General features: G+C 73.2%; 17 protein-coding genes. 9 read left to right on the forward strand and 8 right to left on the reverse strand.

Annotated elements, in window-relative coordinates:
* The 3 genes from E0F75_RS39145 to E0F75_RS39155 form a co-directional block, all read left to right on the forward strand.
* Window positions 1-450 (forward strand): ABC transporter ATP-binding protein (locus E0F75_RS39145; RefSeq protein ID WP_229315812.1); only part of this gene is annotated, 450 nt, incomplete at its 5' end.
* Window positions 450-2,402 (forward strand): ABC transporter ATP-binding protein, encoded by a 1,953-nt coding sequence (locus E0F75_RS39150; protein WP_229315813.1) that lies wholly within the window; start codon window positions 450-452, stop codon window positions 2,400-2,402. The genes E0F75_RS39145 and E0F75_RS39150, both read left to right, overlap by 1 nt.
* Window positions 2,403-2,436: 34 nt before the next feature.
* Window positions 2,437-3,666: a TerD family protein gene (locus E0F75_RS39155; RefSeq protein ID WP_229315814.1), complete on the forward strand. Its 1,230-nt coding sequence runs from the start codon at window positions 2,437-2,439 to the stop codon at window positions 3,664-3,666.
* On the opposite strand, the gene E0F75_RS39160 is transcribed toward E0F75_RS39155, so the two are convergent.
* The 5 genes from E0F75_RS39160 to E0F75_RS39180 all read right to left on the reverse strand — a co-directional run bounded on the left by E0F75_RS39160 (window position 3,663) and on the right by E0F75_RS39180 (window position 10,501).
* Window positions 3,663-4,673 carry an RNA polymerase sigma factor gene (locus E0F75_RS39160; protein ID WP_374115520.1) on the reverse strand — a complete coding sequence of 337 codons (1,011 nt, stop codon included), beginning with the start codon at window positions 4,671-4,673 and terminating at the stop codon, window positions 3,663-3,665. The genes E0F75_RS39155 and E0F75_RS39160 overlap by 4 nt on opposite strands.
* Before the next feature lie 148 nt (window positions 4,674-4,821).
* Window positions 4,822-6,714 carry a DNA primase gene (dnaG, locus tag E0F75_RS39165; RefSeq protein ID WP_229315815.1) on the reverse strand — a complete coding sequence of 631 codons (1,893 nt, stop codon included), beginning with the start codon at window positions 6,712-6,714 and terminating at the stop codon, window positions 4,822-4,824.
* A 29-nt stretch (window positions 6,715-6,743) separates the two neighbouring features.
* Entirely contained in the window at window positions 6,744-8,003 is a 1,260-nt protein-coding gene (locus tag E0F75_RS39170; RefSeq protein WP_229315816.1) for an NAD(P)/FAD-dependent oxidoreductase, read from the reverse strand.
* A gap of 186 nt (window positions 8,004-8,189) precedes the next feature.
* Window positions 8,190-9,563, reverse strand: coding sequence for a deoxyguanosinetriphosphate triphosphohydrolase (locus E0F75_RS39175; RefSeq protein WP_229315817.1), 1,374 nt, complete (start codon window positions 9,561-9,563; stop codon window positions 8,190-8,192).
* A gap of 35 nt (window positions 9,564-9,598) precedes the next feature.
* Window positions 9,599-10,501, reverse strand: coding sequence for a sirohydrochlorin chelatase (locus tag E0F75_RS39180; RefSeq protein WP_229315818.1), 903 nt, complete (start codon window positions 10,499-10,501; stop codon window positions 9,599-9,601).
* A gap of 210 nt (window positions 10,502-10,711) precedes the next feature.
* Between E0F75_RS39180 and E0F75_RS39185 the strand changes: the two genes are divergently transcribed.
* The 6 genes from E0F75_RS39185 to E0F75_RS39210 all read left to right on the forward strand — a co-directional run bounded on the left by E0F75_RS39185 (window position 10,712) and on the right by E0F75_RS39210 (window position 18,492).
* Window positions 10,712-11,434: an aquaporin gene (locus E0F75_RS39185; RefSeq protein ID WP_229315819.1), complete on the forward strand. Its 723-nt coding sequence runs from the start codon at window positions 10,712-10,714 to the stop codon at window positions 11,432-11,434.
* Window positions 11,435-11,473: 39 nt separating this feature from the next.
* On the forward strand, window positions 11,474-12,160 hold the full coding sequence (locus E0F75_RS39190; RefSeq protein ID WP_229315820.1) for a vancomycin high temperature exclusion protein: 687 nt from the start codon (window positions 11,474-11,476) through the stop codon (window positions 12,158-12,160).
* 107 nt (window positions 12,161-12,267) lie between these two features.
* Window positions 12,268-14,376 (forward strand): molybdopterin oxidoreductase family protein, encoded by a 2,109-nt coding sequence (locus tag E0F75_RS39195; protein WP_229315821.1) that lies wholly within the window; start codon window positions 12,268-12,270, stop codon window positions 14,374-14,376.
* A gap of 203 nt (window positions 14,377-14,579) precedes the next feature.
* Window positions 14,580-16,631 (forward strand): MMPL family transporter, encoded by a 2,052-nt coding sequence (locus E0F75_RS39200; protein ID WP_229315822.1) that lies wholly within the window; start codon window positions 14,580-14,582, stop codon window positions 16,629-16,631.
* 65 nt (window positions 16,632-16,696) lie between these two features.
* Window positions 16,697-17,839 carry a sensor histidine kinase gene (locus E0F75_RS39205; protein ID WP_229315823.1) on the forward strand — a complete coding sequence of 381 codons (1,143 nt, stop codon included), beginning with the start codon at window positions 16,697-16,699 and terminating at the stop codon, window positions 17,837-17,839.
* A complete protein-coding gene (locus E0F75_RS39210) occupies window positions 17,836-18,492 on the forward strand; it encodes a response regulator transcription factor (RefSeq protein ID WP_308189661.1) in 657 nt (218 codons plus the stop codon). The genes E0F75_RS39205 and E0F75_RS39210 overlap by 4 nt, the downstream gene beginning before the upstream one ends.
* Window positions 18,493-18,568: 76 nt before the next feature.
* On the opposite strand, the gene cutA is transcribed toward E0F75_RS39210, so the two are convergent.
* The 3 genes from cutA to E0F75_RS39225 all read right to left on the reverse strand — a co-directional run.
* Window positions 18,569-19,288: a divalent cation tolerance protein CutA gene (gene cutA, locus E0F75_RS40550; RefSeq protein WP_229315824.1), complete on the reverse strand. Its 720-nt coding sequence runs from the start codon at window positions 19,286-19,288 to the stop codon at window positions 18,569-18,571.
* Entirely contained in the window at window positions 19,285-21,174 is a 1,890-nt protein-coding gene (locus E0F75_RS39220; RefSeq protein WP_229315825.1) for an ABC transporter ATP-binding protein, read from the reverse strand. The genes cutA and E0F75_RS39220 overlap by 4 nt, the downstream gene beginning before the upstream one ends.
* On the reverse strand, window positions 21,171-21,620 hold a 450-nt coding region (locus E0F75_RS39225; RefSeq protein ID WP_229315826.1), incomplete at its 5' end, for an ABC transporter ATP-binding protein. The genes E0F75_RS39225 and E0F75_RS39220, both read right to left, overlap by 4 nt.

A 21,620-nucleotide genomic window follows, 5' to 3' on the forward strand; every position in this document is an offset into this window, starting at 1 on the left:
CTCCGCTACGGCAAACCCGACGCGACCGACGAAGAGCTCTGGCACGCCCTGGAGGTCGCCCAGGCCACCGACTTCGTACGGAACCTCGATGCCGGCCTCGACGCGCCCATCGCACAGGGCGGCACCAACGTCTCCGGCGGGCAGCGGCAGCGGCTCGCCATCGCGCGGACGCTGGTGCAGCGGCCGGAGATCTATCTCTTCGACGACTCGTTCTCCGCGCTCGACTACGAGACGGACGCCCTGCTGCGGGCCGCGCTCGCCCGGGAGACGGCCGACTCGACCGTCGTGATCGTCGCCCAGCGGGTCTCCACCATCCGGGACGCCGACCGGATCGTCGTCCTCGACGAGGGCCGGGTCGTCGGCACCGGACGGCACCGGGAGCTGATGGCGGACAACGAGACGTACCGGGAGATCGTGCTCTCCCAGCTCACCGAGGCGGAGGCAGCCTGATGGCCGGTCCTGGCGGACGCATGATGGCCGGTGGCGGCCCCGACCAGCGGTCGATGGACTTCAAGGGCTCGGGCAAGCGGCTGATCAAGCAGCTGGCGCCCGAGCGCGGCGCGCTCTGGGTGATGCTGATCGCCGGTGTGCTGTCGGTGGCGGCCTCCGTGGTCGGCCCGAAGATCCTCGGCAGGGCGACCGACCTCGTCTTCGCGGGTGTCGTCGGGCGGCAGATCGAGGGCGGCACGAAGGCGGAGGCGATCGAGCGGCTGCGCGCCTCGGGCGACTCCGGCATGGCGGACATGCTGAGCGGGGTCGACTTCACGCCGGGGCAGGGGATCGACTTCTCCGCCGTCGGCGAGGTGCTCCTCGTGGTCCTCGGCGTGTACGTGGCGGCGGGCCTGCTGATGCTGGTCTCCACCCGGATGTCGATCAACGTGATCAACCGGACGGTCTACCGGATGCGGGAGGACGTCCAGACGAAGCTGGCGCGGCTTCCCCTGTCGTACTTCGACAAGGCCAAGCGCGGCGAGGTGCTGTCGCGGGCGACCAACGACATCGACAACATCTCGCAGACCCTCCAGCAGTCGATGGGCCAGCTGATCAACTCGCTGCTCACGATCGTCGGCGTGCTCGCGATGATGTTCTGGATCTCGCCGCTGCTCGCGCTCGTGGCGCTGGTCACGGTGCCGGTCTCGGTCTTCGTCGCGGCGAAGATCGGCAAGCGCTCGCAGCCGCACTTCGTGCAGCAGTGGAAGACCACGGGCGCGCTCAACGCGCACGTGGAGGAGATGTACAGCGGGCACGCCCTGGTGAAGGTCTTCGGCCGGCAGGCGGAGTCCGCGGCGGACTTCCGCGAGCAGAACGAGGCGCTGTACGAGGCCGGGTTCAAGGCGCAGTTCAACAGCGGTGTGATGCAGCCGGTGATGTTCTTCCTCTCGAACATCAACTACGTCCTGGTGGCCGTGGTCGGCGGTCTGCGGGTGGCGAGCGGCACGCTCTCCATCGGCGACGTACAGGCCTTCATCCAGTACTCGCGCCAGTTCTCGATGCCGCTGACGCAGGTCGCGTCGATGGCGAACCTGGTGCAGTCGGGTGTGGCCTCCGCCGAGCGGATCTTCGAGCTGCTCGACGCGGAGGAGCAGGAGCCGGACGCGCCGGCCGGTGAGCTGGGGGCGTCCCCGGCCGAGGGCTGGGGGACGGCCGACCTCAAGGGGAAGGTCGCCCTGGAGGGCGTCTCCTTCCGCTACGAGGCCGACAAGCCGCTCATCGAGGACCTGTCGCTCACGGTGGAGCCGGGCCAGACGGTCGCGATCGTCGGCCCGACCGGCGCCGGCAAGACGACCCTGGTGAATCTGCTCATGCGGTTCTACGAGGTCACGGGCGGCCGGATCACCCTCGACGGGGTGGACATCGCCACGATGTCCCGGGAGCGGCTGCGGACCGGGATCGGCATGGTCCTCCAGGACACCTGGCTGTTCGGAGGCACCATCGCGGACAACATCGCGTACGGCGCCACGCGCGCGGTGACCCGGGCGGAGATCGAGGAGGCGGCGCGGGCCGCGCACGCCGACCGGTTCGTCCGCACCCTGCCCGAGGGGTACGACACGGTCATCGACGACGACGGGGCGGGGGTCAGCGCGGGCGAGAAGCAGCTGATCACCATCGCGCGGGCGTTCCTGTCCGACCCGGTGATCCTCGTCCTCGACGAGGCCACCAGCTCGGTCGACACCCGGACCGAGGTCCTGATCCAGAAGGCGATGGCGCGCCTGGCCCACGGGCGCACGTCGTTCGTGATCGCGCACCGGCTCTCCACGATCCGGGACGCGGACGTGATCCTGGTGATGGAGAACGGCTCGATCGTCGAACAGGGCACGCACGAGGAGCTGTTGTCGTCGGGCGGGGCGTACGCCCGGTTGTACGCGGCGCAGTTCGCGCAGGCGGTCGCAGAGGTCGACTGATCGGGCATGTGACCCATGCCGCATGATGTGCGGCATGGGTCACATAACCAAGAGTTCCTGGGTGCCGTCGGTCCCCCTGCGGGTGGACGCCGAGGGCGTGGACGTGGCGGCGCTGCTGCTCGGGGCGGACGGCCGGGTCCGGGGGGACGCGGACATGGTCTTCGAGGGCCAGCCGGTCCATCCGTCCGGTGCGGTCCGGTACGAAGCGGCCGCGCTGGTCGTCGAGTTGAGCGTGGTGGAGTCGGCGGTCGAGCGGATCGTCGTCGCCGGGTCGGCGGGCGCCGGCGTCCTGTCGGCGGTCGCGCCGGACGGGGATGCGGTGGCCTCCTGCACGGTGACGGGTGCGCCGGACGCGGCGGCCGTCGTCTTCGCCGAGTTCTTCCGGGAGTCGGGCGGCTGGAAGTTCGCGCGGGTCGGCCAGGGGTACGCCTCCGGGCTCGCCGGGCTCGTCACGGCGTACGGCGTCGAGGTGGCGGAGGAGGAGCCGGCCGCCGCCGGGCCCGTACCGCTGACCGGGGTGGCGAAGGTGCCGGGGCAGGCGCCGTCCACGGATGGTGCGTCCGCCGCCGGGGAGCCGGCCGCGACGCCCGCCGTCTCGGGCCCGGTCACGGGTCCCGCTCCCGCGGGGCCGTTCCCGCCGGCCGACCGGCCGTACGAGCTCGTCGAGGGCTGGGAGTTCGGCCCGGTCTTCGAGCCCTTCGTCGCCGAGGGCTTCGGCAATGACGTGATCGCCCTCGACGACCGGGTCGGGGACGGCCCCGTCCTCGTCGAGGTCGCACAGGAGGGCCGAGGGTACCTGGGCCTCTTCACCCTCGACCGGCGCAACAAGGACGAGACCGACTACCTCCTCAACGACCTCCTGCCTGAATTCCGGGGCAGTACGTTCGCCCAGGTTCCCAAGGGCCGGCCGCTGCGCATGCGGCTCGACGCCGAGAACCGCTGGGCCCTGCGGGTGAAGCCCCTGGCCGCCGCCCGCCGCCTGGAGGGAACGCTGCACGGCTACGGCCCCGAGCTGCTGCTCTACCTCGGCAACGGGGCGGACCTCCGGGTGGACTTCCAGGGCAGCCCGGAGGACGGCCGCGGCTATGCCGGCATCCAGAGTTACGGGGTCGAGGGGCGCACCGGCGGGCGTCTGCCCCACATGGACCTGCTCCTCAACGAGATCGGGCCGCTCCGGCAGACCGTCCCGGTCCCGCGGGGACCGCAGCTGCTGCACCTCCGCGCCGAGTGCGCGTGGACGTTCACGGTCCGGGAGCTCGACTAGTCGAGATAGCCCCGCAGTTGGTCCGCGTAGGCGTGGTCCCGCAGTTTGCTGAGGGTCTTGGACTCGATCTGGCGGATGCGTTCGCGTGTCACGCCGAAGATCCGGCCGATCTCCTCCAGGGTGCGGGGCCTGCCGTCGTCGAGGCCGTAGCGGAGCTGGACGACCTTCCGTTCGCGCTCGCCGAGGGTGGAGAGCACGTCCTCCAGGTGGCGGCGGAGCAGCAGGAAGGCGGCGGACTCGACGGGTGAGGCGGCGTCGCCGTCCTCGATGAGGTCGCCGAGGGCGACGTCGTCCTCCTCGCCGACGGGGGCGTGCAGGGAGACGGGTTCCTGGGCGAGGCGCAGCACCTCGCCGACCCGCTCGGGGGCGACGTCCAGCTGGGCGGCGACCTCCTCGGCGGTGGGTTCGTAGCCGCGTTCCTGGAGCATGCGGCGCTGGACGCGGATGACGCGGTTGATGAGTTCGACGACGTGCACGGGGACGCGGATGGTCCGGGCCTGGTCGGCGAGGGCCCGGGACATCGCCTGGCGGATCCACCAGGTGGCGTACGTGGAGAACTTGTAGCCGCGCGCGTAGTCGAACTTCTCGACGGCCCTGATGAGGCCGAGGTTGCCCTCCTGGACGAGGTCCAGCATGGTCAGGCCGCGGCCCACGTACCGTTTGGCGACGGAGACGACGAGGCGGAGGTTGGCCTCGATGAGCTTGCGTTTGGCGATCCTGCCGAGGACGACGAGCCGGTCCAGGTCGTTCGCCAACCGCGAGTCCAGGTCGGGGGTGTTGGCGAGTTTCTCCTCCGCGAACAGACCCGCCTCGACGCGGCGGGCGAGGTCGACCTCCTCCTCGGCGGTGAGCAGCGGGATGCGGCCGATCTCGCGGAGGTACTGGCGGAAGAGGTCGGAGGAGGGCCCGTTGCCGCCGGGGTCGGGGCGGCGGCGTTGGGGTGGTATCTCCGGCTGCTCGTCCGGTGCGGCGGCGGGCGGTTCCTGGGACACGATCCGGGTCTGCACGGCGGGCGACCTCCAGGGGGGGTGATCGCTGCCGGTCCGGGGGCGTAGGGCAGCGGGACGACACCGTTACCCAGTGTGGGGTACGACACAGTGAGCCCACGAGGGGCGTGCGGTGACTTTTTGAGACCGGGGCGTGACTGACCGTGCGTCAGAGGGCGGCGGCGCCGTTGTTCCGCAGGGACTGGCCGTACTGGGTGAGGACCCAGAGCTCGTTCTGGACGGCGGCGAGCTGCTCGGGGTCGCCCTGGGCGCCGAGGCGGGCCAGGGTGCCCTGGACCTCGCGGATGCGGCGGTCGACGGCGCGGAGCCGGACGGTGACGAGCTGGTCGCCGGCGTAGGCCTCGTCGACGGTCTTGGCGAAGATCGCCTCGACGGCGAGTTCGGTGACGAGGGCGCGCACGGTGTCGTTGGGCGCGGCCTCGCGGACGGTGGCGAGGTAGTCGGAGGGGGCTCCGGTGGCCCCTCCGGCGTCCTGGACGCACTGGCGGACGGCCGCGTAGGGCGGGGCGGTGAACTCGTCGGCCCCGTAGGCGTCGAAGGCCGGGGAGACGAGCTCGGGGCGCTGGAGGGCGAGCTTGAGGAGTTCGCGCTCGGTGCGGTGGGCGGGGCTGCGCAGGTTGAGCGCGGGGCCGGAGGAGGCGGCGGCCGGTGCGGTGGTGTCGTAGCCGCGCTGCTGGGTCTGCTGCTGCGCGGGGCCCTTGCCGCCGCGGTCGCGGGCCCAGCGGGCGAGCTGGGCGACCCGCTTGACGACGAACTGGGTGTCGAGGATGCCGAGCATGCCGGCGAGCTGGACGGCGACCTCGTGCTGGGCGCCGATGTTCTTGATCCGGGCGACGACGGGCGCGGCCTCGTCGAGGGCGGCGGCGCGGCCGGCCGGGGTCTCCAGGTCGTACCGCTTCACGATCTGGCGGAGCGCGAACTCGAAGAGCGGGGTGCGGGGCTGGACGAGGTCGGCGACGGCCTCGTCGCCCTTGGCGAGCCGCAGGTCGCAGGGGTCCATGCCGTCGGGGGCGATGGCGATGTAGGTCTCGGCGGCGAACTTCTGGTCGTCCTCGAAGGCGCGCAGGGCGGCCTTCTGGCCGGCGGCGTCGCCGTCGAAGGTGAAGATGACGCGGGCCGAGCCGTTGTCCATGAGGAGCCGGCGGAGGATCTTGATGTGGTCGCCGCCGAAGGCGGTGCCGCAGGTGGCGATGGCGGTGGTGACCCCGGCGAGGTGGCAGGCCATGACGTCGGTGTAGCCCTCGACGACGACGGCCCGGCTGACCTTGGCGATGTCCTTCTTGGCCAGGTCGATGCCGTAGAGGACCTGGGACTTCTTGTAGATCGGGGTCTCGGGCGTGTTGAGGTACTTGGGCCCGTTGTCGTCGTCGCGGAGCTTGCGCGCGCCGAAGCCGACGATCTCGCCGCCGACGTCCCTGATCGGCCACATGAGGCGGCCGCGGAAGCGGTCGATGGGGCCGCGGCGGCCGTCCTGGGAGAGCCCGGAGAGGGTCAGCTCCTTGTCGGAGAAGCCCTTGCCGCGCAGGAAGCGGGTGAGGTGGTCCCAGCCGGCCGGGGAGTAGCCGACGCCGAAGTGGGCGGCGGCGGCCTGGTCGAAGCCGCGCTCGGCGAGGAACTTGCGGCCGATCTCGGCCTCGGGCGAGTCGAGTTGCTCGCTGTAGAACTGGGCGGCGGCCTTGTGCGCCTCGACCAGGCGGATGCGCTCCCCGCGCTGGTGGCCGGGGTTGTAGCCGCCCTCCTCGTAGCGCAGGGTGATGCCCGCCTTGGCGGCGAGGCGCTCGACCGTCTCCGAGAAGGAGAGGTGGTCGATCTTCATCACGAAGGCGATGGTGTCGCCGCCCTCCTGGCAGCCGAAGCAGTGGAAGAGTCCCTTGCTGGGGCTGACCTGGAAGGAGGGCGACTTCTCGTCGTGGAAGGGGCAGAGACCCTTGAGGTTTCCGCCGCCCGCGTTGCGGAGCTGGAGGTACTCGGACACGACGGCGTCGATCGGGACCGCGTCCCGGACCGCCTTCACGTCGTCATCGTTGATCCTGCCTGCCACGCATGAAGTCTACGTGCGGGCGGAGGTGATCAGATCAGGCTCTCCAGGGGTACGGAGGCGTCGGCGAGGGCGTCGGGGTCCACGGCCGTACGGGAGCGGATGAGCTGCTGGACGGGGTCTGTGACGTCCCACACATTCACGTTCATCCCGGCGAGGACCCGGCCCTCCTTGAGCCAGAAGGCGATGAACTCGCGCTTGCCGGTGTCGCCGCGGACCACGACCTGGTCGTACGCGCCGGGGGGCGCCCAGCCGGAGTACTCCATGCCCAGGTCGTACTGGTCGGAGAAGAAGTAGGGGACGCGGTCGTAGGAGACGCGCTGCCCGAGCATGGCGCGGGCGGCGGCCGGGCCGCCGTTGAGGGCGTTGGCCCAGTGCTCGACGCGGAGCCGGGTGTGGAGCAGCGGGTGGTGGGCGGCGGCCACGTCGCCGGCGGCGTAGACGTCGGGGTCGGAGGTGCGCAGCGACTCGTCGACGGCGATGCCGCCGCCGTCGGCGCGGTCGACGAGGGCGAGCCCGGAGTTCTCGGCGAGGGCGGTGCGGGGGGCGGCGCCGATCGCGGCGAGCACGGCGTGCGCCGGGTGCTCCTCGCCGTCGTCGGTGCGGACGGCGAGGACCATGCCGTCCTGGCCGACGATCTCGGTGAGCCGGGCGCCGAAGTGGAAGCGGACGCCGTGGTCGGTGTGCAGGTCGGCGAAGAGCTGGCCGAGCTCGGGGCCGAGGACCCGGTGCAGCGGGGTGGGGTCGGACTCGACGACGGTGACCTCGGCGCCGTAGCCGCGGGCGGCGGCGGCGACCTCCAGGCCGATCCAGCCGGCGCCGGCGATCACCAGGTGGCCGTTGTCGCGGCCGAGGGAGGCGAGCACCTGGCGGAGCCGGTCGGCGTGGGCGAGCCGGCGCAGATGGTGGACGCCGGCCAGCTCGGTGCCGGGGACGTCGAGGCGGCGGGGCTCGGCGCCGGTGGCGAGGAGCAGCTTGTCGTAGCGGATGACGGTGCCGTCGCCGAGGCGCACGGTGCGGGCCTCGCGGTCGACGGCGGTGACGGACTGCCCGAGGTGCAGCTCGATGTCGTGGCCCGCGTACCAGGCGGCCTCGTGGACGAAGACGCTGTCGCGTTCCTTCGCGCCGGTCAGGTACCCCTTGGACAGGGGTGGGCGCTCGTAGGGGTGGTCGCGTTCGTCGCCGATGAGGATCACCCGGCCGTTGAACCCCTCTGCACGCAGGGTCTCCGCCGCTTTGGCCCCTGCCAGGCCCCCGCCGACGATGACAAAGGTCTGATCTGCGTCGACCACGTCGTTTCCTCCTCTTTGCGACCGCTTCCAACCTACGCCCCCGGGCGTTCGTCGGGCCGTACCGCCTCGGGCCGTGCATGCGAGCGTCCCGCACGGAGGGTGGTGACGGAAGAGGGCCGACTCCCAGGGGGCCCGGCGGAGGCTCAGTCGCGGTGCGGAGCCGACTCCGAGGGGGCCGGCGGAGGCTCAGCCGTGGTGCGGACGGAGACGGGCGTGCAGGGCGCGGGCGGAGGCGTCGGTGAGGGAGGCGATCTGGTCGACGATGACGCGCTTGCGGGCGCGGTCGTCGCGCGCCTGGTCGAACAGCGACCGGAACTGCGGTTCGAGTCCGTCGGGGGCACGGACGACGAGGGCCTCGGCGAGCTCGGCGACGACGATGCGCTGGTCGGCGCGGAGGGCCTCCTGCTCGGCGCGCTGCATCACGTACCGGTCGGCGACGGCCTTGAGGACCGCGCACTCGTTACGGGTCTCCCGGGGGACGACCAGTTCGGCGCCGTAGCGGGTGAGGCGGCCCGAGCCGTACGCCTGCCGGGTGGCGCCCTCCGCGGCGAGGGCGAACCGGCCGATGAGCTGGCTGGTGGCGTCCTTGAGGCGGGCCTGGGCGACGGCCGAGCCGTCGTAGCCGTGCGGCCACCACTCCTGGTCGACGAGCCGGTCGAGGGCCTCGGCGAGCTCCTGCGGGTCGGTGTCCTCGGGGACGTAGCGGCCGATGGCGACGGCGGCGATGTCGACGCGCTCGGGCTCGGCGAGGAGGAGGTTGGGGTCGATGTGCCCGGCGTGCAGGCCGTCCTCGAAGTCGTGGACCGAGTAGGCCACGTCGTCGGACCAGTCCATGACCTGGGCCTCGAAGCACTTGCGGTGGCCTGGGGCGCCCTGCCGGATCCACGCGAAGACCGGCAGGTCGTCCTCGTACACGCCGAACTTGGACGAGCCGGGGTCGTCGGGGTGGCCGCCGCGCGGCCACGGGTACTTGGTGGCGGCGTCGAGGGCGGCGCGGGTGAGGTTGAGCCCGACGCTGACGAGCTCTCCCTCGGCGTCCTTCACGAAGCGCTTGGGCTCGATCCGGGTGAGGAGGCGGAGCGACTGGGCGTTCCCCTCGAAGCCGCCGCAGTCCTTGGCGACGTCGTTGAGCGCCTGCTCGCCGTTGTGCCCGAAGGGCGGGTGGCCCATGTCGTGGGAGAGGCAGGCGGCCTCGACGAGGTCGGGGTCGCAGCCGAGGGCGGCGCCGAGCTCCCGGCCGACCTGGGCGCACTCCAGTGAGTGGGTGAGCCGGGTGCGGGGGCTGGCGTCCCAGGCGTGGCCCCGGGTGCCGGGGGTGACGACCTGGGTCTTGCCGGCGAGCCTGCGGAGCGCGGCGGAGTGCAGCACGCGGGCGCGGTCGCGCTGGAAGGCGGTGCGGCCGGGGCGTTTGTCGGGCTCGGCGGCCCAGCGATCGGTCGCGTCGGCGCCGTAGCCGGGGGTGTCGGTGGCGCCGGCGATGTCGGCGGTGTCCGCGGTGTCGGTGAGGTCCGGGCTGCCCTTGATGTCTGCGCTGTCTGTGCCGTCTGTGATGCCTTCCATGCAACGAAGGTAACCGGAGGGACCGACAGAAGCGCTCAGACGGTGGCGAGTTCCCGCTCCCGGGTGGTCGCGCGGAGTGCCCCGTCGTAGCGGTGCAGGACCAGGCGGGCGAGGGCCGGGTGGGCACCGAGGGGGGCGGAGGCGATCCAGGGGGCGTGTGCGGCGGCGCGGGTGGCGAAGAGGCCGGGGGCGGTGAAGCAGGAGGCGACGGCGACCCGGTGGCGGCCCCGGGCGGCGAGGGCGCGGACGGCCTCGGGCACGGTGGGCGCGGCGGCGGAGGCGTACGCGGGGACGACGGGGACGCCGCCGAGCCGCTCGCCGAGCAGGGCGGCGATCCGGCGGAGCTCGGCGCCGGAGCGGGGGTCGCGGGATCCGGCGGAGGCGAGGACGACCCCGGCGGCCCGCGAGGTGCCGTCCTCGGGGGTCCAGCCGGCGTGCGCGAGCCGGTCGGCGAGGGCCTCGACGAGGAGCGGGTGCGCGCCGAGCGGCCCGGCCACGCGGGCGCGGAGTCCGGGGACGGCGGCGAGGGCGGCGGGCAGGTCGTGGGTGACGTGGTACCCGGGGGCGAGGAGCAGGGGGACGAGGACGGCGTCCCGGCCTTCGGCGGCGAGCTCCGTGAGGGTGGCGTCGAGGAGCGGGGCGTTCAGCTCGATGTGCGCGAGCCGTACGTCGAGGCCGGGGCGCAGTTCCCTGACCCGTTCGAGGAGGCGGCCGAGGGTGGCGCGGGCGCGGGGGTCCCGGCTGCCGTGGCCGACGGCGACGAGGGTGGGTGCGGGCGGGGCCGTCGGCAGGGTCACGGGCAGGGGCATGGGCGAGGTCCTGGGCACGGTCATGGGCGGCCTCGGCAGGGGGAGGTGGCCGAGCTGCTCGCCGAGCTGCTCGGTGATCCTGCCGAGCAGCTCGGCGGCGGTGGCGTACGTACTGTCCGGCTCCGTCATGCACCGATCCTGCGGGGCGCACGTTGCCTGCCCGTTGCACGGGGGTCACGACTGTTTTCCGTGACCTCACGCGCGCGCCCCGGCGGGTGTCAGGCGCCCTCGGCGGGCGCGTCCCCGGTGCGGCGCTCTCCCTCGGCGTGTGGATCGCGCAGGTCCCGCACCTCTCCTGCCCCCTTTCCCGATTCCGAATCACGGAATATCTTTTCCACCATGAGAATGTCCCCGCCCGCTCTCCCCCGGCGCGTCGCCGCCGAGTTCATCGGAACCGGCGCCCTCGTCGCCGTCATCGTCGGCTCCGGAATCCGCGCCGACGCCCTGAGCCAGGACATCGGCGTCCGGCTGCTCGCCAACGCCGCCGCCTCCGCCATCGGTCTCGGGCTGCTCATCGCCCTCATCGGGCCGCTCTCCGGCGCCCACTTCAACCCCGTCGTCACCCTCTCCGAGTGGTGGTCCCGGCGCCGGACGGGCGGCTCGCGCGAGGTCCTCGCCTACATCGCCGCCCAGCTCGCCGGGGCCGTGACGGGCGCGCTGCTCGCCGAGGCGATGTTCGGGCGGGTGCCCGGCGCCTGGGCCACCGAGTCGCGCTCCGCGCTCCATCTGCTGCTCGGCGAGGCCGTCGCCACCGCCGGGCTCGTCCTCGTCGTCCGGGGCCTGCGCCACATCGGCCGCCCCGGGCTCGCCCCGGTCGCGGTCGCCGGCTACATCGGCGCGGCGATCTGGTTCACCTCCTCCGGGTCCTTCGCCAATCCGGCAGCGACCGTCGGCCGCGCGTTCTCCGACTCCTTCACCGGGATCGCCCCCGGCTCGGTGCCCGCCTTCGCCGCCGCCCAGCTGCTCGGCATGCTGCTCGGGATGGTCCTGGCCGGTGTGTTGTACGGAACACGTGACGCCGCCGCCGAACCGAATCCCGCCGACGCGCGTCGGACGGGGTGACAGAACGACACCGAATCCACCCGCCACGGAGGTTCCCGCATGCCGGCACGGCTCACCCGGTTGATCCCGCACACCACCCGGGCCCGCCGCCGGACCGTGCAGGCCGTGATGCTGGGCGCCGTCCTCGCCCTCACCCCGGTCACCTGGATGCACACCGCCGCCGCAGGGAAGCTCCGTACCACCGCCGACGTGCCCGCCCGTGACGTCGCCGTCGTCTTCGGCGCCGGACTGTGGAAGGGGCGCCCCACCCCGTACCTCGCGCACCGGCTCGACGCGGCCGCCGAGCTGTACCGGACGGGGAAGGTCCGCGTCCTGCTCGTCACCGGCGACAACAGCAGGACCGCGTACGACGAGCCCAGCGCCATGCGCGGCTACCTCACCGCGCGCGGGGTGCCGGACGGCCGGATCGTCAGCGACTACGCGGGCTTCGACACCTGGGACTCCTGCGTCCGGGCCCGGAAGGTCTTCGGCGTCGACCGGGCCGTGCTCGTCACCCAGGACTTCCACATCAAGCGGGCCGTCGCGCTGTGCGGGCGCGCCGGAATCGACGCGTACGGCGTCGGGGTCCCCGAACCCCACGACCGCACCTGGTACTACGGCACCACCCGGGAGCTCTTCGCCGCCGGCAAGGCCTCCCTGGACGCCGCGCTCCGGCCCGACCCGCACTTCCTCGGCCCGGAGGAGAAGGGCGTCACCGAGGCACTGGCCTCACCTCGCCGGCCGTAACCGAGGCACCGGCCTCACCTCGGGAGCCGTAGCGGACGGAGAGCATGGCACCGCGCCCGTAATCAGCGGTGCCGCCCCGCGTAACACGCCTGACCCACGCTGGCCGTATGTCCGAGGCCACCGCCGTACCCACCCACTGCCCCTACTGCGCCCTGCAGTGCGGCATGTCGCTCCGCCCCACCGGCGTCCCGGAGCTGCCCGCCGAGGTGGTCGACCGGACCGACTTCCCCGTCAACCGGGGCGCGCTGTGCGGCAAGGGCCGCACCGCCCCCGCCGTGCTCTCCTCCCGGGTCCGGCTCACCGAGCCCCTGGTCCGATGCCCTGACACGGGGGCCCTGGTGCCCGCGTCCTGGGAGGAGGCCCTCGCCGCCGTCGCCGACGGGCTGCGCCGGACCCGCGCCGACCACGGTCCCGATGCCGTGGGGGTCTTCGGCGGCGGCGGTCTCACCAACGAGAAGGCCTACACGCTGGGGAAGTTCGCCCGGCTGGTGCTCGGCACCTCGCAGATCGACTACAACGGGCGCTTCTGCATGTCGTCGGCGGCCGCCGCGCACGGCAGGGCGTTCGGGCTCGACCGGGGGCTGCCGTTCCCCCTGGAGGACATCCCGAAGACCGGCTGCGTGATCCTCGTCGGCTCCAACCTGGCCGAGACCATGCCGCCCGCCCTCCGCTACCTCACCGAGCTGAAGGAGAACGGCGGAAAGCTGATCGTCATCGATCCGCGCCGCACCCGCACCGCCGAGCAGGCCGACCTCCACCTCGCGCCCCGCCCCGGCACCGACCTCGCGCTCGCCCTCGGCATGCTCCACCTCGTGGTGGCCGAGGGCCGTGTCGACGAGGAGTTCGTGGCGACGCGCACCTCCGGCTGGGAGGCCGCGCGCGCCGGGGCCATGTCCCACTGGCCCGAGCAGGTCGAGCGCATCACGGGCGTGCCGCTGCCGCTGCTCCGGGAGGCCGTCGCCCTGTTCGGCGACGCCGCCACCGGCATGGTCCTCACCGCGCGCGGCCCCGAGCAGCAGTCCAAGGGCACCGACACCGTCGGCGCCTGGATCAACCTCTGCCTGGCCACCGGCAACGCGGGCCGGCCGCTCAGCGGCTACGGCTGCCTCACCGGCCAGGGCAACGGCCAGGGCGGCCGCGAACACGGTCAGAAGGCCGACCAGCTCCCCGGCTACCGCAAGCTCGACGACCCGGCCGCACGCGCGCACGTGGCCGGGGTCTGGGGCGTGCCCCCCGAGTCGCTGCCGGGGCCGGGACGCAGCGCGTACGAGCTCCTCGACGCGCTCGGCGGTGACGTGAAGGCCCTGCTCCTCATGGGCTCCAACCCGGTCGTCTCCGCGCCCCGGGCCGCGCACATCGAGGGGCGATTGCGCTCGCTCGACTTCCTCGCCGTCGCCGACGTGGTGCTCTCCGAGACCGCCGCGCTCGCCGATGTCGTCCTGCCCGTCACCCAGTGGGCGGAGGAGACCGGCACCATGACCAACCTGGAGGGGCGGGTGCTGCTCCGCCGGCGCGCCCTCACCCCGCCCGCGGGGGTACGGAGCGACCTGGAGGTGCTGCACGCGCTCGCCGGGCTCCTCGGCTGGGAGAAGGGTTTTCCCGCCGAACCCGAGGAGGTCTTCGACGAGCTGCGCCGGGCCTCGGCCGGCGGTCCGGCCGACTACTCGGGCATCAGCTACCGCCGGATCGAGGAGGAGCAGGGCGTGTTCTGGCCCTGCCCGGAGACCGGCGTGGGCGAGTCCGACCACGCGGGCACCCCGCGTCTCTTCCTCGACCGGTTCGCGACGCCCGACGGGCGGGCCAGGTTCGTGCCGGTGGTGCACCGGGCGGCGGCCGAGGAGACGGACGCCGAGTACCCCGTCGTCCTCACCACCGGCCGGGTCGTGTCCCAGTACCAGTCGGGCGCGCAGACCCGGCGGGTCGACGAGCTGAACGCGGCGGCCCCCGGCCCCTTCGTGGAGCTCCACCCCCGGGTCGCCGAGCGGCTCGGGGTGGCCGAGGGCGAGCGGGTCGCGGTGGTCTCGCGGCGCGGCCGGGCCGTCGCACCGGCCCGGATCACCACGGCCATCCGGCCGGACACCGTCTTCATGCCGTTCCACTGGGCGGGCGAGGGCCGGGCCAACACCCTGGTGAACCCGGCGCTCGACCCGGTCTCCCGGATGCCCGAGTTCAAGGTGTGCGCGGTACGCCTGGAGCGCGCCGGGAACACCCCCTAGGACCTCCGGAGCGGCGCTGTCGGTCCCGTGGGCCGGGCGCGGCTCTGCGGGCGCGGTGTACGCGCCCGTACTCCCCCGGGAGTAGTCGCCTCGGCGCACCGCCCCCGGCAGTACCCCCCGACTCGGCCGTCAGCGCGACGTATCGCCCTCCGCGCGGCGGGACTCTGGGATCGACCCGAAGAGGATCGATGAAGGGGGGCCCGATGGAGGGCCGTAAGAGGATCGTCGGCTGGGGGGTGCTGGCCCTGTGGGTGATCGTGATCGCCCTCGCCGCACCGCTCGCCGGAAAGCTCGGCGACGTACAGCGCGACCGCGCCGTCGACTACCTGCCCGCGAGCGCCGACTCGACCCAGGTCGCGAACATCATGGAGCAGATGCCCGGCGGCGGCTCCACCGACCTCGTGCTCGTCTACCACCGCGACGGCGGACTGACCGCCGCCGACAGGGCCACCGCCGCCCGGGAAGTGCGGCAGGTCGCCGCCGAGCATCCGCTCGCCTCGCCGCCGCGTGCCGTCCCCTCCGAGGACGGCACCACCCTCCTGTACGCCGTGTCGAGCACGGAGCCCGGCACGGACGAGGTGGCCAGAGACGCCTTCGTCCACGACGTCCGCGCGACCGTGAGCGGCGAGGTCGGCGGCCCCGGCGCGCTCGCCACGGACGCCGGCGAGGTCTACAACTCCCTCGACGGCCCGCTCCTCTACACGACCGTCGCCGTCGTCGCGATCCTCCTGATCGTCATCTACCGCAGTCCCTTCCTCTGGCTCGTCCCGCTGGCCGTCGCCGGCGTCGCCGACTTCCTCTCCATGGCCGTCACCTACGCCCTGCACCAGGGCTTCGACATCAGCGTCTCCGGCCAGAGCACGGGCGTCATGACGATCCTCGTCTTCGGCGCGGGCACCGACTACGCGCTGCTCCTCGTCTCCCGCTACCGCGAGGAACTGCGCCGCGTCCCCCGCCCGTACGACGCCATGGCCGCCGCGCTGCGCGGCTGCGGCCCCGCCGTCCTCGCGTCCTCCGGGACCGTCGCCCTCGGCATGCTCTGCCTGCTCGCCGCCGACATGAACAGCAGCCGGGGCATGGGGCCCACGGCCGCCGTCGGTGTCCTGTGCGCGCTCATCGCGATGATGACGCTGCTCCCCGCTCTGCTCGTCGTCCTCGGGCGCCGGGTGTTCTGGCCCCTGATCCCGGCGTACGGAAGCCGGGCGAAGGCCGCGCGCCGTTCGCTCTTCGCCGCCATGGGCTCCTCCGCCGGACGGCGCCCCCTCGCCGTCCTCCTCACGGGCGCCGCCGCCCTGGCCGCTCTGGCGCTCGGTGCGCTGAACCTGCCCGGAGCCCTCAAGCAGGAGGACACCTTCAGCTCCACCCCGGAGGCGGTCGCCGCGATGAGGACGCTGGCCGCCGCGTACCCCGAGACGGGAACCCAGCCCGTCACCGTGGTCGCCCCGACGGGCCGGGTCCCCGAGGCGCTGCGGACCGCGCTCGCGACCGACGGCGTCGCGAAGGCCGAACGCGGCCGCAGCAGCGACGGCTGGACGGAGATCTCCGTCATCGCCGCACACCCGCCGCAGTCCGCGGCCGAGACCGCGACGATCGAGGCACTGCGGACCGCGCTCGGCGACGGGGTGTACGTCGGCGGGCCCAGCGCGGAACAGCTCGACATGGCCGACACCAGCGCACGCGACCGGAACATCGTCGTCCCGCTCGTCATCGTCGTCGTCCTGATCGTGCTGGTCGTGCTGCTGCGCAGCCTCGTCGCACCGCTGATCCTGATCGCCGCCGTGGTCGCCGTCTGGGGTGCGGCCCTCGGTATCGGCGGTCTCGTCTTCGAGGGCCTCTTCGGCTTCGGGGGCACCGACCCGGGCCTCGCCCTGCTCTCCTTCGTCTTCCTCGTCGCCCTCGGCGTCGACTACGGCATCTTCCTGATGCACCGGATGCGTGAGGAGTGCCTGACCGGAGCGGAACCGGGTGCCGCGGCCCTCACGGCCCTGCGGACGACCGGCGGGGTGATCGCCTCGGCGGGACTCGTCCTCGCCGCGACCTTCGCGGTGCTCGTCAACATGCCGATGGTGCAACTGGCCGAGCTGGGCTTCGTGATCGCGGTCGGTGTCCTGCTCGACACCTTCCTCGTCCGCACCTATCTCGTCACGAGCGCGAGCGTGCTGCTCGGCCGGAGGGTCTGGTGGCCGGGCCCGCTGGCCAGGAAGCCCGTGCCGACGGCGGGTTCGGGGTCCGAGCGGGAGCCCGTACGGGTCTGATCAAGAGCGGCCGAGGGGGCTCCACGCACTGTCAGGAGCCCCTTCCCGCAGGGAGGATGGACATCATGGACTTCGCAGCGGCCTTCACCCGGGACCCCCAGGCGGCGCCGAACCCGGTGCGGCGCGACGCGGCGGCCGCCGCCGTCTTCGGGGTGCTCGCCGCGGCGCTCGCGCTCACCGTCGACGACGGCCGCCGCCCGGACGCCCTCGGCTGGGCCCTGCTGCTGGCCGCGCACGTCCCGCTGGCCTGGCGGCGCAGGGCGCCCCTGCCGGTGCTGCTCGCCGTGGTGGCCGTCGTCGCCCCGTACCACGGGCTCGACTACATGCATCTGGCGCCCATACCGGCCTCGATGACCGCGCTCTACACGGTCGCCTCCACCGGCCGGCCGATGCGCACGGTGATCGTGGGGCTCTCGGTCACCTCCGTCACCCTCACCATGCAGCTCTTCGTCAACCCGCACGAGATGGTGGAACTGCTGCGGGTCTCCGGCTGGGTGATCGCGATGCTGGTGTTCGGCACGAGCATCCGGCTCTACCGGCAGCTGGTGGCGGGCGTGGTGGAGCGGGCGGAGCACGAGGCCGAACGGAAGGTCACCGAGGAGCGGCTGCGCATCGCCAGAGACCTGCACGACCTCCTCGCCCACTCGATCACCCTCATCGGCGTGCAGACGTCGGTCGCCGCGCACGTCCTGGTCGCCGACCCGGACCGGCTCGACCGGGAGGCGCTCGTCCAGGCGCTCGACGGCATTGCGGAGACCTGCCGGGAGGCCCGGGCCGAGGTACGCACGACGCTGGACGTGCTGCGGGCCGCGCCGGAGGGCCCACTGCCCGACCTGGCCGCGCTGCCCGATCTCGTACGGTCCTCGGGCGCGGACCTGTCGGTACGGACGGCGGCGGCGAAGATCCCGGCGGCCGTGGGCGCGGCGGCGTACCGGATCGTGCAGGAGTCCCTGACCAACGCCGTGCGGCACGGCGGTCCGGGCGCGGACGTGCGGGTCGATGTCGGGCTGGAGAAGGAGGTGTTGACGGTGCGGGTGACCAACGGCGGCGCGGCTCCCGGAGGAACGAGCGGCTCCGGCTACGGGATCCTGGGGATGCGGGAGCGGGCGAGGAGCGTGGGCGGCACACTGAGCGCGGGCCCGCGCGACGGCGGGGGCTTCGAGGTCGAGGCGGCGCTGCCGCTCTCGGTGAGAGAGGTGGCGGTGTGATCCGGGTGCTGCTCGCGGACGATCAGACGCTCGTCCGGGCGTCGTTCGCGATGCTCCTCGAATCGGCGCCGGACATGGAGGTCGTGGGCCAGGCGGCCAACGGCCGGGAGGCGGTCGAGCTGGCCCGCTCGTCGCGGGCCGACCTGGTGGTCATGGACGTCCGGATGCCCGAGCTCGACGGGATCGGCGCGACCCGGCTGATCGCCGCCGACGAGGACCTGGCCGGGGTCAAGGTGCTGGTCCTCACCACGTACGACACCGACGAGCACGTCATGCAGGCGCTGCGGGCGGGCGCGTCGGGCTTCGTCGTCAAGGACATCCACCCGGCGGAACTCCTCACCGCGATCCGTACGGTCGCGGCGGGCGAGGCCCTGCTGTCGCCGGGCCCGACGTCCCGGCTGATCGCCCGGGCGCTGGCCATGCCGGAACCCCTGGCGACGGGCGGCCCGGAGGGGCTCTCGGACCGGGAACGGCAGGTACTGACGCTGACGGGCCGGGGCCTGAACAACACCGAGATCGCGGAGACGCTGGGACTCTCCCCCCTCACGGCGAAGACCCATGTCAGCCGGATCATGGGAAAGCTGTCCGCACGGGACCGGGCCCAGCTGGTCATCATCGCCTACGAGTCGGGCCTGGTGAGCCCGGGCCGCTGAGCCGCGTGAGCCGCCGATCCGCGTGAGCCGCGTGAGCCGCCTGAGTCGCCTGAGCCGCCGATCCGCCGGACGGTCCCTACGGCCGGTTGAACCAGTCGCCGCTCTCGATGACCGCGCCGAGGGGCGCGTCCGGCGCCGCAAGGAACACCCACGCGGACACCCGCGCGCTGTCCCGCACCCGGACGACGTCCATCGCCACCCGCTCGTACCCGACGGGCAGCTCCAGGCGGTCGAGCAGGCCGAACAGCTCGCCGTAGGCGCCGGGCGCGGGCGTGAGCAGGGTGCCGACCACCCGGCCCCCGTCCGCCGGGACGACGTAGGGATAGCCGGGCCCGTCGTGCAGGACCGCCCCGTGCAGCACGGCGTCCGCCTCGGTGCCGATCCGGCCGGCGAGGAACCGGTCGTGGTTGTACGCGCCCGGGCGCAGCGTCCCGTACACGAAGAACGGCCGCTCGTCGTGGGCCGGGCCCTCGACCTCTTGGGCGGCGGCGGTCTCGCGCTCGACCCAGCGGGCGTACTCCTCGCTCACCCGGGTCACCCGGGTGGCGAGGATCTCGGGCGTCTCGTAGTCGTGGGCGGCGAGGAGATGGGCCTCCAGGGCCGGGTAGCGGGCCTCGGTGGTCTTGAACACCACCTCCCACTCCTCGGTGGTCTCGATCGCGCCCTGCCAGTGGTAGACGGACGTGACGGGCCCCGAGATCTGCGCGCAGGCGACCAGCCGGGCCTCGACGGCGCCGCGCGCCAGGGCATCGGCCTTGGCGCGCGCGTCGGTGGTGGTGCGGACGGTGACGATCACGTCTCCACCGTACGGGCGAACTGGGCCGCGTGCAGCCGGGCGTACGCTCCCCCGGCGGCGAGGAGTTCCTCGTGGCTGCCCTGCTCGGCGATCGAGCCGCCGTCCATCACCAGGATGGTGTCCGCGTCCCGGATCGTGGAGAGCCGGTGGGCGACGACGAAGCTGGTGCGGCCCGCCCGGAGGGAGGCCATCGCCTCCTGGACGAGGAGTTCGGTACGGGTGTCGACGGAGCTGGTGGCCTCGTCGAGGACGAGGATGACCGGGTCCGAGAGGAAGGCGCGGGCGAGGGTGACCAGCTGCTTCTCGCCGGCGCTGAGGCCGCCGCCGTCCTCGTCGAGGACGGTGTCGTACCCGGCGGGCAGGGTGCGGACGAACCGGTCGGCGTGCGCGGCCCTGGCCGCTTCGACGATCCGCTCGCGTGAGACCTCGCCGGGCACCCCGTACGCGATGTTGTCGGCGATGGTGCCGCCGAAGAGCCAGGTGTCCTGGAGGACCATGCCGATGCCGGAGCGCAGCTCCTCCCGGGTCATCGCCGCCGTGTCGACGCCGTCCAGGGTGATCCGGCCGCCGGTCACCTCGTGGAACCGGAGGAGCAGGTTGACCAGGGTCGTCTTGCCCGCCCCGGTGGGGCCGACGATGGCGACGGTCCGGCCCGGCTCGACGGTGAGGGACAGGTCCTCGATGAGCGGCTTGCCCGGCTCGTAGCGGAAGGCGACCTTCTCGAAGGAGACCCGGCCGCGGAGTGCCTCCGGCCTCTTCGGCTCGGCCGGGTCCGGGTGCTCCTCCTCGGCGTCGAGGAGGTCGAAGACCCGCTCGGCGGAGGCAACTCCGGACTGGAGGAGGTTGGCCATGGCGGCGACCTGGGTGATCGGGCCGTTGAAGTCGTACGAGTACTGGATGAAGGCCTGGACGTCGCCGACGGACAGCGTGCCGCTCGCCACCCGCAGTCCACCGACCACGGCGATGACCACGTAGTTCAGATTGCCGACGAAGGCCAGGGCGGGCTGGATGAACCCGGACACGAACTGGGCCCGGAAGCTCGCCCGGTACAACTCCTCGCCCAGCTCGTCGAAGCGGCGCACGGCCTCCTCGCGGCGGCCGAAGACGACGACCTCGGTGTGGCCGGTGATCATCTCCTCGACGTGGCTGCCGAGCCGGCCGGTGACCGCCCACTGCTTCACGAACTGCGGCTGGGCGCGGCGGCCGACGAAGCCGGCGACGACGATCGAGACGGGCACGGTGGCGAGGGCGACGAGAGCCAGCACCGGAGAGACCCAGAACATCATCGCGAGGACGCCGACCAGGGTCAGCAGGGCACGGACCATCTGGCTGAAGGCCTGCTGGAGGGTCTGGGTGATGTTGTCGATGTCGTTGGTGGTGCGGGAGAGGACCTCGCCGCGCGGCTGCCGGTCGACGTAGCCGAGGGGCAGCTTCGCCAGCTTGTGCTGGGCCTCCTCTCGGAGCCGGTGACCGGCCCGCTGGACGACGGTGGTGGCGATCCGCAACTGCGCCCAGGTGAAGAAGGAGGACCCGGCGACGACCAGCGCGGAGAGGGCGAGGAGCCGGCCGACGGCCCGGAAGTCGACCCCGGCCGGGCCGGTGGCGCCGGTGATGACGAGGTCGGTGGCGCGGCCGAGGAGGAGGGGGTTGAGGACGGTGAGGGCGACGCCCGCGGCACCGGCGGCGAGGAGGCCGAGGAGGCGGGCCCGGTCGGGGGCGAGGGTGCGGAGCAGGCGGAGGCCGGAGGCGCGGAAGGAGAGGGAGCGTTCGAGACCGGGCGTGGCGGGGAGGCCGGGGCCGCGCTGCGGGGAGGAGGGGCCGGAGCGGGCGGGGACGCTTCCGGCGGGTGTGTCCTTCGTGGTGCGGCTCTCCGTGGCCGTACTCATGCGGCTTCCTCCTCGGTGAGCTGGGAGAGGACGATCTCCCGGTAGGTGGGGTTGTCCCGCATCAGGGACGTGTGGGTGCCGGTGCCGACGTTCCGGCCCCGGTCGAGGACGACGATCCGGTCGGCCTGCCGGATGGTGGAGACCCGCTGGGCGACGATGACGACGGCGGCGTCCGCCGTCTCCTCCTTCAGGGCGGCGCGGAGCCGGGCGTCGGTCCGGGGGTCGAGGGCGGAGAAGGAGTCGTCGAAGAGGTAGAGGCGGGGGCGGGCGACGAGGACCCGGGCGATGGCGAGCCGCTGCCGCTGCCCGCCGGAGAAGTTGGTGCCGCCCTGTGCGATGGGCGCGTCGAGCCCCTCGTCGAGCCCGCGGACGAAGTCGGTGGCCTGGGCGACCTCCAGGGCGTGCCAGAGCTCTTCGTCGGTCGCGTCGGGTTTGCCGTAGCGGAG

The organism is Streptomyces sp. CB02980 (genome assembly GCF_014451325.2).
Taxonomy (GTDB): domain Bacteria; phylum Actinomycetota; class Actinomycetes; order Streptomycetales; family Streptomycetaceae; genus Streptomyces.

What these genes read in the sequence shown, in the direction of transcription:
- E0F75_RS39220 (WP_229315825.1), bottom strand. Translation starts at nt 21,174, where the DNA reads ATGAGTACGGCCACGGAGAGCCGCACCACGAAGGACACACCCGCCGGA.
- E0F75_RS39185 (WP_229315819.1), top strand. Translation starts at nt 10,712, where the DNA reads ATGAGAATGTCCCCGCCCGCTCTCCCCCGGCGCGTCGCCGCCGAGTTC.
- E0F75_RS39200 (WP_229315822.1), top strand. Translation starts at nt 14,580, where the DNA reads ATGGAGGGCCGTAAGAGGATCGTCGGCTGGGGGGTGCTGGCCCTGTGG.
- E0F75_RS39190 (WP_229315820.1), top strand. Translation starts at nt 11,474, where the DNA reads ATGCCGGCACGGCTCACCCGGTTGATCCCGCACACCACCCGGGCCCGC.
- E0F75_RS39175 (WP_229315817.1), bottom strand. Translation starts at nt 9,563, where the DNA reads ATGGAAGGCATCACAGACGGCACAGACAGCGCAGACATCAAGGGCAGC.
- E0F75_RS39195 (WP_229315821.1), top strand. Translation starts at nt 12,268, where the DNA reads ATGTCCGAGGCCACCGCCGTACCCACCCACTGCCCCTACTGCGCCCTG.
- E0F75_RS39155 (WP_229315814.1), top strand. Translation starts at nt 2,437, where the DNA reads ATGGGTCACATAACCAAGAGTTCCTGGGTGCCGTCGGTCCCCCTGCGG.
- E0F75_RS39205 (WP_229315823.1), top strand. Translation starts at nt 16,697, where the DNA reads ATGGACTTCGCAGCGGCCTTCACCCGGGACCCCCAGGCGGCGCCGAAC.
- E0F75_RS39180 (WP_229315818.1), bottom strand. Translation starts at nt 10,501, where the DNA reads ATGACGGAGCCGGACAGTACGTACGCCACCGCCGCCGAGCTGCTCGGC.
- E0F75_RS39150 (WP_229315813.1), top strand. Translation starts at nt 450, where the DNA reads ATGGCCGGTCCTGGCGGACGCATGATGGCCGGTGGCGGCCCCGACCAG.